General features: G+C 71.4%; 10 protein-coding genes and 3 tRNA genes. 8 read left to right on the forward strand and 5 right to left on the reverse strand.

All coding sequences use genetic code 11. From position 1 onward, the window contains the following. Window positions 1–354 precede the first annotated feature (354 nt). Complete coding sequence (locus ACFY29_RS22575) at window positions 355–2430, forward strand: ATP-binding protein (RefSeq protein ID WP_386989247.1); 2076 nt, start codon at window positions 355–357, stop codon at window positions 2428–2430. A 65-nt stretch (window positions 2431–2495) separates the two neighbouring features. On the opposite strand, the gene ACFY29_RS22580 is transcribed toward ACFY29_RS22575, so the two are convergent. From ACFY29_RS22580 to ACFY29_RS22590, 3 genes are all read right to left on the reverse strand, one after another. Continuing rightward, window positions 2496–2570 (reverse strand) — tRNA-Val (locus tag ACFY29_RS22580). Between the two features lie 14 nt (window positions 2571–2584). Next, a tRNA-Cys gene (locus ACFY29_RS22585) sits at window positions 2585–2655 on the reverse strand. A gap of 34 nt (window positions 2656–2689) precedes the next feature. Beyond that, a tRNA-Gly gene (locus tag ACFY29_RS22590) sits at window positions 2690–2762 on the reverse strand. Between the two features lie 399 nt (window positions 2763–3161). On the opposite strand from ACFY29_RS22590, the gene ACFY29_RS22595 reads away from it, so the two are divergent. Together ACFY29_RS22595 and ACFY29_RS22600 are read left to right on the forward strand one after the other, a co-directional pair. After that, complete coding sequence (locus ACFY29_RS22595; RefSeq protein ID WP_386989250.1) at window positions 3162–3764, forward strand: TetR/AcrR family transcriptional regulator; 603 nt, start codon at window positions 3162–3164, stop codon at window positions 3762–3764. A gap of 197 nt (window positions 3765–3961) precedes the next feature. Next, window positions 3962–6892, forward strand: a complete 2931-nt coding sequence (locus ACFY29_RS22600) for a M36 family metallopeptidase (protein WP_386989253.1) — start codon at window positions 3962–3964, stop codon at window positions 6890–6892. A 51-nt stretch (window positions 6893–6943) separates the two neighbouring features. On the opposite strand, the gene ACFY29_RS22605 is transcribed toward ACFY29_RS22600, so the two are convergent. Beyond that, a complete protein-coding gene (locus ACFY29_RS22605; protein ID WP_386989256.1) occupies window positions 6944–7783 on the reverse strand; it encodes a hypothetical protein in 840 nt (279 codons plus the stop codon). A gap of 177 nt (window positions 7784–7960) precedes the next feature. On the opposite strand from ACFY29_RS22605, the gene ACFY29_RS22610 reads away from it, so the two are divergent. From ACFY29_RS22610 to ACFY29_RS22630, 5 genes are all read left to right on the forward strand, one after another. Next, window positions 7961–8629 carry a class I SAM-dependent methyltransferase gene (locus ACFY29_RS22610; RefSeq protein WP_386989258.1) on the forward strand — a complete coding sequence of 223 codons (669 nt, stop codon included), beginning with the start codon at window positions 7961–7963 and terminating at the stop codon, window positions 8627–8629. Between the two features lie 9 nt (window positions 8630–8638). Further along, on the forward strand, window positions 8639–9865 hold the full coding sequence (locus ACFY29_RS22615) for a cytochrome P450 (protein WP_386989261.1): 1227 nt from the start codon (window positions 8639–8641) through the stop codon (window positions 9863–9865). Window positions 9866–10070: 205 nt separating this feature from the next. After that, window positions 10071–10922: a polysaccharide deacetylase family protein gene (locus ACFY29_RS22620; RefSeq protein WP_386989264.1), complete on the forward strand. Its 852-nt coding sequence runs from the start codon at window positions 10071–10073 to the stop codon at window positions 10920–10922. Window positions 10923–11009: 87 nt separating this feature from the next. Continuing rightward, window positions 11010–11942, forward strand: coding sequence for an ABC transporter ATP-binding protein (locus ACFY29_RS22625; RefSeq protein ID WP_386989267.1), 933 nt, complete (start codon window positions 11010–11012; stop codon window positions 11940–11942). After that, window positions 11939–12739 (forward strand): ABC transporter permease, encoded by an 801-nt coding sequence (locus ACFY29_RS22630; RefSeq protein ID WP_386989270.1) that lies wholly within the window; start codon window positions 11939–11941, stop codon window positions 12737–12739. Before ACFY29_RS22625 ends, ACFY29_RS22630 begins: the two co-directional genes overlap by 4 nt. Before the next feature lie 29 nt (window positions 12740–12768). Here the strand turns inward: ACFY29_RS22630 and ACFY29_RS22635 are convergent, their stop codons facing one another. Then, window positions 12769–13446, reverse strand: coding sequence for a response regulator (locus ACFY29_RS22635; protein WP_386989272.1), 678 nt, complete (start codon window positions 13444–13446; stop codon window positions 12769–12771). Between the last annotated feature and the right edge of the window lie 2 nt (window positions 13447–13448).

Below are 13448 nucleotides of genomic sequence, written 5' to 3' on the forward strand. Positions count from 1 at the left end.
AAGGCTTTGGCCCGGGCATCGGTGTCACACACCAGGATCGGTCCACCGATCCTGGCTGCCTCGTCCTCGGCTCGGTTCTGGCGCTCGACCACCTCGGCGAAATCGTCCCTCGACCCGGTCACATCGCACCGCGTCTTGCAGTAACCGGTCAATAAACCGAGGTAGTGGGGGTCGACTGTCCCTGGAGGCAGTCGACCCGCCCGCTTCGGGTAGGCTGATCTTTCATCAAAGTCGCCATGCCAAAGGGTGATCGTTGTCGACCATGGCAGAACGTTGAACCCGTCTACGCTTTGAGCCGGCCGCCTCGCAGCCGCGGCAGCCTAGCGCTCAGATTTGTTAAGGGACCTTTGCGTCATGCATGAATTCCCGTCCCCGCCGCAGGCCCGGTTGGCGGGCCGTCTCCGCGAGTCTCGTGCTCGAGGTCTCATCGGTCGAGAGCATTACTTGGCCGAATTTCGGGCCGCGCTGACAGGTGAGCCCGGCGCATACGCGGTGTGTTTTCTGTATGGGCCCGGTGGAATCGGCAAGTCGTCGCTGCTCCGGCGGTTCAAGGACGAAGCCGAGGAAGCCGGTCGCACTGTGATCGAAATCGACGGCCGCACTGAGCCGTCTCCTGCCGAATTCTTCGTGGAGGCGGAGACGGCACACACCGATCACCGAACGGTGGTATTGATTGACACCTTCGAGAAGTGCGAGGTTCTGGAAGACTGGCTGCGGGACCGCTTCCTTCCACAGGTCAAGACCGGTGTGGTGGTGGTCGTGGCCGGCCGCAGACCACCGGCGGCGAGCTGGACCTCCGACGTAGCCTGGGCGGGCACACTTCAAGTGATGGAACTCGATGGGCTCAGTCTCAAGGAGTCTGCCGCGTTGCTCGATGCCCGTGGTGTGAGGCCGGAATTACGAGACACCATCGCCGCCTTCGCCGGTGGGAATCCGTTGGCCCTGAGCCTCATGGCAGAGGCCGCCGCCCGCATCGGTGCCTCCCATGCCAGGTGGAGACCCACGCAGGACTTCATCGCGCCGTTGATGGGTCAGCTCGTGGGACCCGTGCCGAGTGAGACGCATCGTGTGGCGCTGACCGTGTTGACCCAAGCGCGTGTGACTACGGAAGCGCTGCTCCAGACGGTGATGAGCAAGTCGGACGCTGCCATGGTGTTCGACTGGCTGATTCAGCAACCATACGTAGAACTGGGTCCACGCGGAATATATCCGCACGACATCGTCCGCGGGGTCCTGGAGGCGGACCTGCGATGGCGAAATCAACAGCGCTACGCCGAAATCTACAATCGAATCTGGCCGTACCTGCTCCAGGTCGGCCGGGCCGCCACCGGTTCCGACGTGCTGCCCGCGATGCAGGACCTGTCTCACCTCCTGCTACCTGAACTGGGGGAGGAGGACCGCTACTTCTTCAGTACCCCGTACGAAGGACAGCTACACGAGGCAGCCATGAATCCGGAGGACCGCCACGACGTCCTCGCGATGGCGGCCGAGACCGAAGGGCCGGAGTCCATCGCCATTCTGGACTTCTGGCTGCAGCGAGAGCCGGAGTGCGTACGCCTCTATCGTTCGGAATCCGGGGCTCTCGTCGCGTTCATGGTATGGATCCGGCTTCGTGCTGGTGACCGAGAGGCACTCCAGCGAGACCCGGTCGCGGCTGCTGCCTGGGCCCACGCCACCGAGACCGGCGCGCTGCGCGCCCACGAGCACATCAGGATTGACCGGTTTCTTGTCTATCCCGCTTCGTACCACCGCGTATCGGCGAGGCTGCACCCTATGCAGCTGCGCATCATGGCGGAGTGGGTACAAGCGGAGAATCTGGCCTGCTCATATGTCGTGCCCTCCGATCCCGACTACTGGCGTCGGCTCATGGACCACGCACAACACCGGCCGGTCCCGCAGCGCCCCCGAATCGACGGCGTGGAGCACACGCTGTTCGGCCGAAATTGGGAGCACGTCCCCCTCGAACACTGGTTCGCGGACCGCTACAACACGTCGCCCACCACTCAACCTGCCGGCGCCATGAACAGACTGTCGCGAACTGAATTCGACTCGGCAGTACGGCATGCGCTCGGTAGCTGGCGGAGCACCAGCGAACTGGCTGCCAATCCACTCAGGCACGCTAAGCTCGTCCGGCATTCGCTCGCCGGTCAGCCGGTCGACGAGGCGGCAGTGGCCGGGGCGTTGCGAGATGTGCTCGGCGACGCCGTCAGCGCACTGCGCGAGGATCCGCGTACGGTCAAAATGCATCGCGCCGTTGCGGCCACCTACCTTGAAGGGTCACGAACCCAGCAAAGTGCCGCCCATCGGTTGAATCTACCGTTCTCAACCTACCGTCGGCACCTCACTCGAGGCCTCGACCAGATATGCGAAATCCTGTGGAAGCACGAGCTGAAGCCTCGCCCGCTTGTGACCGTCGCAACTCACGGGTGACTCGTGATCTAGGGTGAAGATCAAGAAAAGGCCAGGTCAGATAATCTCTGACCTGGCCTTTTTGCTGGTGGGCGATACTGGGTTTGAACCAGTGACCTCTTCCGTGTCAAGGAAGCGCGCTCCCACTGCGCCAATCGCCCGTGCCTTGTTGCTGAGGTGGGGACGGGATTTGAACCCGCGTACACGGCTTTGCAGGCCGTTGCCTCGCCTCTCGGCCACCCCACCGAGGTTGCCCCCGTCATACGTGGCGGCAGCTCCGAGCGGACGACGGGATTCGAACCCGCGACCCTCACCTTGGCAAGGTGATGCGCTACCAGCTGCGCTACGTCCGCACGCCCCCGGACGTTCCCGGGTGACGGATGAGAACTTTAGCCGAGCCGGTGAACGACTGCCAACTCGGGGTCCGGCTCGGCGCGTCCTACCCAAGCAGGTGGACGAGTGCGACCGCTGGCGGGATCGGAGCCACCACCGACCGGCTTCCTAGGGGGCTGACCTGGTAACTCCCTGATCGTCACACTCCGACACCGCCGGGGCCTGCCGGCCCCGCACAGGCGGGGCGCCCCTTGGTGGGCGTCCCGGTGCGTCGACCAGTGCCGGCGGACCTCGACGAACACTCCCAGAAGAACGACGGAAGGCACCCTCAGGAAGTGTCCGGCTTCCGACTGTCGTGCGGCGAATCGGACGGTGGCCGTAACTGTTCGTGTTCGGGTAGATAGGCTACGGTAACGGTCGTGACGAGACGTGCGGCCGAGATCCGCCTGGATGCCCTGCTGCGCACCGCCTGTGACGTGATCGTCCAGCGCGGTCTGGCCAACACCCGGACAGCGGACGTGGCGCAGGCGGCCGGTGTGAGTCAGGCGCTGGTCTTCTACCACTTCGCCACCAAGGAGCGACTGCTCGCGCAGGCATTCGCGTACGCGGTCGAGCAGGACCTGGCCCGGCTGGACGTGGTGACCCGCTCCTCGGCCCCGCCGCTGACCAAGCTCCGGCGGATCCTGAAGCTCTACACCCCGGCCGGGCGAGCCACCTCCTGGTCGATGTGGATCGACGGCTGGTCGGAGTCGTTGCGTACCCCCGAGGTGGAGAAGGTCTCCCGCCGGCTCGACCTGCGCTGGCGGCAGGACCTGGCCGCGGTGATCTCGGCCGGGGTCGCCGACGGCACCTTCCAGTGCGCCGACCCGGACGGGGCCGCCTGGCGGATCAGCGCGGTGATGGACGGCCTGGCCGTGCAGCTCGCCGTGCACGACCGGGTGATCTCCCGCCGGCAGTTCGGCGAGTGGGTCCGGCTGGTGACCTCCCGGGAACTCGGCCTGGATCCCACCGACCTGGCCTGACCCCGTTTGGCCGGGTCGATCCGGCGGGCAGCCGGGCGTGCGGGCACCGGCACCGTTGATTTATCTCGATCTGTCGGCGCGTCGCCGGCCCGGGGCCTTGCCGCCGCCCCTGGCGGCTGATATCCACAGATGCGCATGCGTTACCGCGCAGCGTCGGTCGGCGGCCGCCGGCCATCCCGCTCCCACGAGGAGGTCCCGTGCCACAACCGGAGTGGTCACCCCCGATGAGCCGGCGTCGACGCCGGCTCATCGCCGTACTGGCGACGACCGCGACGGTCGCCGCGCTGCTCCCCACCGGCGCGAGCACCGCGGCCCCCGCCGGCGGCGCGCCGTCCGCCGAGCGCCGCTCCGGGCCGTTCGCCGAGGGGCACCAGCACGCCGACGTCGACAACCGCACCGGTACGGCGGCGCCGGACGCCCGCCAGCGCGGGTTGGCCCGCGCCGCCGACCCCGACGTGCGGTGGAACCGGCTCGGTACCCCGCAGGCGCTCGGCCCCGGCCGCACCCCGCTCGCCACCGGCCTGCCCACCGACCCGGAGGCCGCGGCCCGCGCCTACCTGGCCGCCAACCGCGACCTGTTCGGGATGGACACCGCCACGGTGTCCAGCCTGGAGCGGGTGCTGGTCCGGCCGATCGGCAGCGGTGCCGTGGTCACCCTGCGGCAGCGCTTCGGCGACCTGCCGGCTGGCCCGGACGGCCTGGTCACCATCGCGGTCTCCGGCGGCGCGGTGCTCTCGGTCAGCTCCTCGCTGGCCCGCGACACCGGCGCACCGGCGCCGGCCACCCGCACCGCCGAGCAGGCGTACGCCGCCGCGCTCGCCGACGCCAAGCTGGACGCCAGCGCGGTGGCCAGCCACACCGTGCGCGCGGTGGCCGTGCCCACCCCGGTTGACGGGCCTCGGGCCGGATACGAGGTGACGCTGATCGGCGCGGACACCGACCACCCGGCCGCGTTCACCACCTACGTGGACGGGATCACCGGGCAGGTGCTGGTCCGCGAGGACCTCGTCGACTTCGACTCCGACAACCCGAGCTGGGCGGTCTTCCCGGCCACCCCGCCCCGCGACCTCGCTCCCGGGCAGGACCCCCGGGTGCGCTGGTGCGGCGACCCCACGCCCGGCTGTCAGGCCGCGTTCCGCGACCCGGCGACCGGCCAGCCGTGGGACGTCGACGCGGCAACCGGCACGCCCACCTTCACCTCGCGCGGCAACTCGGCCAACACGGTGCTCTCCTGGGGCGCCGGCACTCCGGTCGTCCCGGCGACCCCCAGCCCGGAACGCCGCTACGAGTACCCGTTCACCGACCAGTGGCACCAGGCGAAGTGCAACCCGGAGGTGTTCACCTCCGCGCAGCGCAACGACGCCGACGCGGCGATCGGCAACCTCTTCGCCATGCACAACCGGATGCACGACTGGGCGTACCAGTTGGGCTTCACCGAGTCCGCGTGGAACCTCCAGGCGGTCAACCTCACCCCGGCGGGGCTGGGCGGCGACGCCGAGCAGGGCCGCGCCCAGCAGGGTGCGCTGACCGGCAACCGGAACAACGCCAACCAGGGCACCCCGCGCGACGGGCTGCCGCCGACCACCAACATGTACCTGTGGCAGCCGCAGGCCGGCGGGCCGTACCCGCCGTGCGTGGACGGCGACTACGACATGACGGTGATCGGCCACGAGTACACCCACGCGATCAGCAACCGGATGATCGCCGGCCCGGACAGCGGGATCGGCGGCCACCAGGGCGGGTCGATGGGTGAGTCGTGGAGCGACCTGCTCGCCGCCGAGTACCTCTTCCAGCACGGGCTGCGCGCGCCCGGCGAGACGCCCTTCGTCACCGGCGGCTACGTCACCGGCAACCTGGTCAGCGGCATCCGCAACTACGACCTCAGCCGCAGCCCGCTGAACTACTCCGACATCGGCTACAACACCGGTGGTCCCGCCGTGCACGCCGACGGGGAGATCTGGGGCGCCACCAACTTCCGGGTCCGCTCCGCGCTGGTCAAGCGGTACGGCCTGGGCACCCCGCAGCGGCAGCTGGAGTGCGCGCAGGGGAAGGTCGCCGCCGACAAGTGCCCGGGCAACCGGCGCTGGTCGCAGCTGGTCTTCGACTCGTTCCTGCTCCAGGCGGCCAGCCAGGTGAGCATGCTCGACATGCGGGACAACATGCTCACCGCCGACCTGCTCCGCTTCGGCGGCGCGAACCAGGACCTGATCTGGGCCGAGTTCGCCCGCTCCGGGATGGGCCGCGACGCCGTCACCAACGGCGCCGGTGACACCGACCCGACGCCGAGCTTCGCCTCGCCGCGCGGCGGCAACGCGACGCTCACCCTGCGCCCGCGCGGGGACAGCGCCGACGCGCCGATCCGGGTGTACGTCGGGGCGTACGAGGCACGGGCGATGCCGATCGCGGACACTGACCCGGCCACGCTGATCCCGGACACCGTGGAGCTGGTGGCCGGCACGTACGACCTGCTCGCGGTGGCGCCCGGCTTCGGGCACCAGCGGCTCAGCGTGGTCGCCAAGGCCGATCACGACGGATACGTGGACCTGCGGATGAGCCGCAACCTCGCGTCCACGGCGTCCGGCGCCGCGGTCAGCGGCGACGGGGTCAACCTGGACCGGGTCGCCGACGACACCGAGGCGACGAACTGGGCCTCGCTGGACGGGGTGGCCGGCCGGCAGCTCACCGTGGCGCTGCCCGGGGACGCACCGCAGGTGGTCAAGCGGGTGAACGTCAGCGCCATGCTGCGCCCGGCGATCACCGGGGACGCCGACACCGGCAGTCAGAACGCGCTCAGCGCGCTGCGCTCGTTCGCGGTGTCGGCCTGCAACGCGAAGACCACCGACTGCGCGGATCCCGCGCGCTGGCAGCGGATCTACACCAGTGCGGGCGACGCGTTCCCCGGCGGGGCGTACCGGGCGTACACCCGGGACATCAACCTCCGGACGTTCGCGGTGCCCACCACGCTCGCCACCCACCTGCGGCTGGAGGTGCTGGCCAGCCAATGCACCGGCGGCCCGCAGTACGCCGGTGAGCAGGACAACGACCCGGCCACGACGACGGACTGCGCGACCGCCAGCCCGGCCCGGAACCAGGTCAGGATCGCCGAGTTCCAGGCGTTCTCGAAGTGACACCGTCGGGGCCGGCGGACCTCCGCCGGCCCCGACCACCTCGACCTCGAATCAGCGGCCGGCCGTTCGCCAACGGCCGGCCGGCCGTTCCCACAGCCGGTCCACCGGTGGGTCGTCGGCCTCCGCGGTCGCGAGCCGGGTCAGGTGGCGCAGCCGCAGCAGCAGCCCCAACCCGAGCGAGAGCAGCAGCCCGCCGAGCAGGAACGCCGCCTGCGTCACGCCGAAGCCGCCGGCCTGCGATACCGGGCGGCCGGCCTCCGGCGGCGCGGCGTCGACCGGTTGCTCGCCGACCGGCCCCACGCTCTCCTCCTCGCCCGGCGCGTTCGCCGGGTCGCTGGGCTCCGCTGGTGTTCCGGTCGGCTCCGCCGACCTGCTCGGGACGCCGCCCACCCCCACCACCGAGCGGGTGGCCGTCTGGCGGGCCAGCAGGCGCAGGTTCGCGTCGTACGCCTCCGCGGCGAGGGTGACCCGTCCCTCGGTGACGTCCTCGGCGAAGGCCAACCGGTAGCGGGCGGTGACCGTGCGATCCGGGCAGAGCGTGCCCGGGTCGAGCTGCCGGTCGGTCAGCCGGGCCACATCGCCCTCGGTCTGGATCTCCAGCGGGAAGTCGCCGGTCTCCTCCACCCGGTCCATCTTCACCTGGTCGAGTCGGATGCCCTGCACGCTGAGCACCATCGACCAGCGCACCTTCACGCACCCGCCGCGCCGGTCGGTCCGCGAGACCACCGCGGAGACCGTACGCACCTGGTCGCCGGCGGTGAACCGGGCCGGCAGTCCACTCAACTCGGTGGTGAACGCCGCCTGCGCCGGAGCGGCGAGCACCAGCTCCACCCCGCTCAGACAGGCCAGCACCACCCCGAGCCGCAGCGCGTACCGCCACACCGTCACCACCGCCGTCTCCGTTCGGTTGCCTCCACCACGCAACGCTAGGAGCGGGGCGTCGACCCGACCAGACGGGTGTGTTCGCACCGGGCGGCAAGGACAGGGCGCGTTTTCACCGACGGTGGTGAACCGGTCACCGGTCCCCCGCGACACGCCGGGCACTGGGTCGCTGGGACAATCGCCAACGTGTCCGAACTTTCCACCACCTTCGTCCGGCTGCACGCCCGGCTCACCCCGGTGGCCTTCGTCCCCGAGGTGCGGCTGCACCAGGCGGACGAGCCGATCGGGCTCTGGGAGCTGACCGAGGGTGAGTTCAGCACCGACCGACCGCCGCCGTTCTGGGCCTTCGCCTGGGCCGGCGGCCAGGCCCTCGCCCGCTTCGTGACCGACCACCCGGAGCTGGTCGCCGGCCGCCGGGTGCTCGACCTCGCCTCCGGCTCCGGCCTGGTGGCCATCGCCGCGGCCCGGGCCGGCGCGGCCGCCGTCCGGGCCGTCGAGGTGGACGAACTGGCCGTCGCGGCCGTCGCGCTCAACGCCGAGGCCAACGGGGTACGCGTCGACGCCGAGTTCGGCGACATCCTCGACGGCGACGCCGGGGACGCCGAGGTGGTGCTCGCCGGGGACGCCTTCTACAGCGAGGCGATGGCCCGCCGGATGCTGCGATTCCTGCTCCGCGCCGCCCGTGCCGGCGCCCTGGTGCTGGTCGGCGACCCCGGTCGGGCGTTCCTGCCCCGGGACCGCTTCGACGAGCTGGCCCACTACGACGTGCCGGTGCCGGAGGCCCTGGAGAGCGTCCGGGTGAAGCGCACCACCGTGTGGCAGTTGCGGGCCGGGCTGCCGGGGGCCGCCGGCTAGCGTGGCGGCGTGCTGTTCCGGAGCTGGGCGTCCGAGGTCGAGGCACCCTGGCCGGACGTGGCCACGGTGACCGACCACGTCGGCGTACCCCATCTGGTCGTGACCCGGCAAGCGCTGGTCCGCCAGGTCCTCGCCGACCCGGCGACCTACCGGCCGGACAACGCGCTGGACGCGGTGACCCCGATGCCGGTGACGGCGCTGCGGGTGCTCGCCGGGCATCGGTTCCGGCTGCCACCGACCCTGGCGAACAACTCGGGTGCCAGCCATCCAGAGATCCGGTCGATCGTCGCCGACGCGCTGCACCCCGCCCGGGTCGCCGCGCAGCGCCCCTGGCTCACCGCGCTGGTCCGGGACCGGGTCACCCGGCTGGCCGCCACGCTCGACGCCGGCGCGCCAGTCGACCTCCACACGGAACTCGCCGCGGACCTGCCACTGCTGGTGCTGGCCCGGCTGGTGGAGCTGCCGGACGCACCGGTCGGCGCGGTCAAGGAATTCGCCCGGGCCGCGCTGGAGCTGTTCTGGGCGCCGCTGGACGCCGACCGGCAGCAGGCGCTCGCCACCGAGGTGGGCCGGTTCCATCGCGTGCTGCGCGACTTCGCGGCCACCGGCGGCGGGCTGGCCGCCGAACTGCGCGCGGCCGGGCACGCGCCGGACGTGGTGGTCGGCGCGCTCTTCTTCCTGCTGGTCGCCGGGCAGGAGACCACCTCGCAGTTCCTGACCCTGCTGTTGCACCGGCTGGCCGGGGAGCCGTCGGTGCGGGCCGGGCTCCGCACCGGCGAGGTCGCGGTGGCCGACGTGGTGGAGGAGGGACTGCGACTGGAACCGCCGATCGTCACCTGGCGCCGAGTCGCGGCGACGGACAGCACGCTGGGCGGGACGGTGGTGCCGGCGGGCACCAGCCTCGTGCTCTGGCTGGCCCGCGCCGGCCGGGACCCGGCGGTCGTCGAGGCGCCCGACGAGTTCCGCCCGGGTCAGCGCGGATCGCGCCGGCATGTGGCCTTCGGCGCCGGTGCGCACCGCTGCGTCGGTGACGTGCTGGCGCGGATGGAGGCGGCCGTGGTGGTGGCCGAGGCCGCGCCGCTGCTCGACGGGGTGACCGTGGTCCGCGCCCCCTGGTGCCCGGACAACCTCACCTTCCGGATGCCCGACGCCTTCGTGGTCCGGTCAGTCGAGCGGGCCATGGACCAGCAGCACGATGCTCCCCGCTCCCCAGAGGCGGTTCCACGAGCTTATTGAAGGTCACACTCAGCCCGATGAACCCGAGCAGCAGGCCGAAGCCACATGTGGCGAGCACCTGCATGATCCACCGCGCCATCCGCCGCCCCCGTTGACCGAAGCAACTCTGACCCGAGACCAGGCAGCCCGGGCAACACCTCGTTGCCGCCAGCGGGAGCACCACCGGGCTGCAAGATCCTGACATCGACTCGATACGTTTCCGGGCGTGTCAGCAACCCCTGTGCGCCGCATCCGCGCGGCAACAACGCTTCTGGCCCTCCTTGCGCTGAGCGCCTGCGCAGCCGACCACCGCCCCAGACTCCAGGTCCAGCGGATCACCGCGGATCAACCGAGCCCGTCCGTCACGCCCTCGGCGACGCCGTCGACCTCGCCGTCCGCAACCGGAAAGCCCGCATTCAAGAGCCTGGCCTGGTACGTGTCGCAGGTGCCGGCCTTCCCCGCGGCACCACCACCGCAACCGGTGCAGCCGGCGGCGAACGGCTCGGCGCCGTTCTGGCACCGCGTGCCAACCGAGCAGAAGGTCGCCTTCATCACCATCGACGACGGTGGGCTGGCCCGCCCGCCCGAGGTGATCGACTTCATCCGGGAGGCACACATCCCGGTCACCATGTTCCTGAACTCGCCGGCGGCGACCGAGCACACCGACTACTTCCGGCAGATCGAGGCGGCCGGCGGGGTCGTGGCGAACCACACCATCACGCACCCCTCGCTGACGGGCCGGTCGTACGCCTCCCAGAAGCACGAGATCTGCGGCGCGGCGGACGAGTTGGAGACGCTGTTCGGCAAGCGGCCGGCCCTGTTCCGCCCACCATTCGGCGACCGGGACTCGACCACGCTGAAGGCCGCCCACGACTGCGGCATGAAGGCGGTCTTCCACTGGACCGAGACCGTCCACGAGGGGAAAGTGCGCTACCAGACTCCGGAGAAGGTCGTCCGGCCCGGCGACGTCCTGCTGATGCACTTCCGGCCGGCGCTCATGGACGACCTCCTCGCGGCGCTGAAGGCGATCCACCGGGCCGGGCTCACCCCGGCGGTGCTGGAGGACTACGTGGGCTGACCGACGTTGCGGACCTGACGAAAGTCAGGGCGCAGTGCTGCCGTTCGGGCGCGGCGGCAGGGTGGTCCGTGCGCCTAGCGTCAGCGCATGATCACATTACGTGGGTTGACGAAACGGTTCGGGGCGACCGTCGCGGTCGACGCCCTGACCGTCGACGTCGCGCCCGGCCGGGTCACCGGCTTCCTCGGCCCGAACGGCGCCGGCAAGTCCACCACCATGCGGATGATCCTCGGCCTGGACCGGCCCAGCGCCGGGCAGGCGTTGGTCGGCGGCCGGGCGTACCGGGAGTTGCGGCAGCCGCTGCACGAGGTGGGCGCGCTGCTCGATGCCCGGGCCATCCACCCGACCCGGTCCGGCCGGGCGCACCTGCTGGCCATGGCCCGCAGCAACGGCATCCCGGCCCGCCGGGTGGACGAGGTGCTCGACACCGTCGGGCTGGACGAGCGCGCCGCCGCCAAGCCGGGCAAGACCCTCTCCCTCGGCATGGGTCAACGGCTCGGCATCGCCGGCGCGCTGCTCGGCGACCCGCCGGTGCTGATGTTCGACGAGCCGGTCAACGGCCTCGACCCGGACGGGGTGCGCTGGGTCCGACAGCTGATGCGCTCGCTCGCCGACCAGGGACGGACCGTCTTCGTCTCCAGCCATCTGATGAGCGAGATGCAGCTCACCGCCGACCAGCTCGTGGTGATCGGCCGCGGACGGCTGCTCGCCGACGCGCCGATCGACGACGTGATCGCCGGCAGCGCGGTCGCCGTCCGGGTCCGCAGTCCGCACCCGGACGGGCTGGCCACCCTCGGCGCGCGCCTCGTCGCGGCCGGCGCCACCGTCGAGCCGGCCGGCCCCGACGAGCTGACCGTCACCGGGAGCACCGTGGACCGGGTCGGTGACCTGGCGTACGAGCTGGGGGTGCGGTTGCACGAGCTGAGCTCGCACGGCGCGTCGCTGGAGCAGGCGTTCATGGAGCTGACCGCCGCCAGCGTCGAGTACGCGGGCGGCCCGACCGGAAGCGGGGCACGATGAGCACCGGAACCATCCCGAACACCCGTCCCGCCCCGGCCGCCTTCCGCGGCGCGGTGGCCGCCGAGTGGACCAAGCTGTTCTCGGTGCGGACCACCTGGTGGACGGCGCTGGCCGCGTTGCTGCTGATGGCTGCGAGCGCCGTCCAGCTGGCCATCTACGCGGCCAACGACAACACCAACGACGACCCGCTCGACGACCGGGGAATCGTCACCGTCGGCAGCGTGGTGATCGACTCCGTCGAGCTGACCCAGTACGCCGTGCTGGCGCTGGGCCTACTGGCGATCACCGCCGAGTTCACCAGCGGCACCATCCGGACGACCCTGCAGTGCACCCCGGCACGCGGTCGGGTGCTGCTGGCCAAGGCCGTGGTCGCCGGCGCGGTCACCTTCGCCCTCGGGCTGCTGCTCGGCGGCGTCGGCGCACTGGTCGCGTGGCCGGTGCTCGGCGAGTGGGGCAGCGCGCCGGTCGCCGGCACGATCGGCGACATCGTGGCGGTGGCGACCTACCTGGCGCTGGTCGGCGTGCTCGCGCTGGGCCTCGGCGCGGCACTACGCAGCGCGGTGCTCACCCTCACCGTGCTCTTCGCCACCCTGATGATCGTGCCGCTGTCGCTTCAGGAGCCGGACATCGCCGTGCTGAACCGGATCGCCGACGTGTTCCCCGGCGTGGCCGGGGGGCATTTCCTGGCCGGCGACACCGAGCCGTACCCGGGCGTGGTCGGGCTGCTGCTGCTCGCCGGGTGGGCCGGTGCGGCGCTGCTGCTGGGCCGGGTCGCGCTGCGCCGCCGCGACGCCTGAACGGTGAGCGGGGGCCTGCCGGCCCCCGCTCACCCGTCGACCAGCCCCGCCTCGTAGGCGATGATCGCCGCCTGCACCCGGTTGCGCACGTCCAACCGGGTGAAGATGCTGGTCAGGTAGCTCTTCACGGTGCCCTCCACCAGGTGCAGCCGGCGGGCGATCTCGGCGTTGGACAGCCCCGCCCCGACCAGCGCCAGCACCTCCCGTTCCCGCTCGGTCAGCGCCGCCGTCCGGTCCCGCGCTGCGGGCCGGCGGGCCAACCGCCCAGCGCCCAGCTCGATCACCCGGCGGGCCACCCGTGGCGACAGGTACGCCCCGCCGTCGGCGACCGCGTGCACCCCAGCGATCAGCTCGCGCGGGTCCCCGGCCTTGAGCAGGAACCCGCTGGCACCGTGTCCGAGCGCCCGGGCCACATGGTCGTCCTCGCCGAAGGTGGTCAGCATGACCGTCGCCGTCGCCGGCGCCACCCGGCGGATCTCGGCGGCGGCGGCCAGCCCGTCCAGCCGCGGCATCCGGATGTCCAGCAGCGCCACCCGGGGTCGGTGTGCGCGGACCAGCTCCACCGCCGCCCGCCCGTCGCCGGCCTCGGCGACCACCTCGATGGCCGGATCGGCAGCGAGGATGGCGCGAACACCAGCCCGGATCATCGCCTCGTCATCGGCGAGGACAACCCGTACCGGCCCACGTTCCATGGTGTCGCTGCTCATCG

It is taken from the genome of Micromonospora sp. NPDC000668, assembly GCF_042897975.1.
Lineage (GTDB): Bacteria > Actinomycetota > Actinomycetes > Mycobacteriales > Micromonosporaceae > Micromonospora.

Bases quoted from the DNA above. Each gene is read 5' to 3' on its own strand.
- ACFY29_RS22630 (WP_386989270.1), top strand. From the start codon at position 11,939: ATGAGCACCGGAACCATCCCGAACACCCGTCCCGCCCCGGCCGCCTTC.
- ACFY29_RS22635 (WP_386989272.1), bottom strand. From the start codon at position 13,446: ATGAGCAGCGACACCATGGAACGTGGGCCGGTACGGGTTGTCCTCGCC.
- ACFY29_RS22625 (WP_386989267.1), top strand. From the start codon at position 11,010: ATGATCACATTACGTGGGTTGACGAAACGGTTCGGGGCGACCGTCGCG.
- ACFY29_RS22575 (WP_386989247.1), top strand. From the start codon at position 355: ATGCATGAATTCCCGTCCCCGCCGCAGGCCCGGTTGGCGGGCCGTCTC.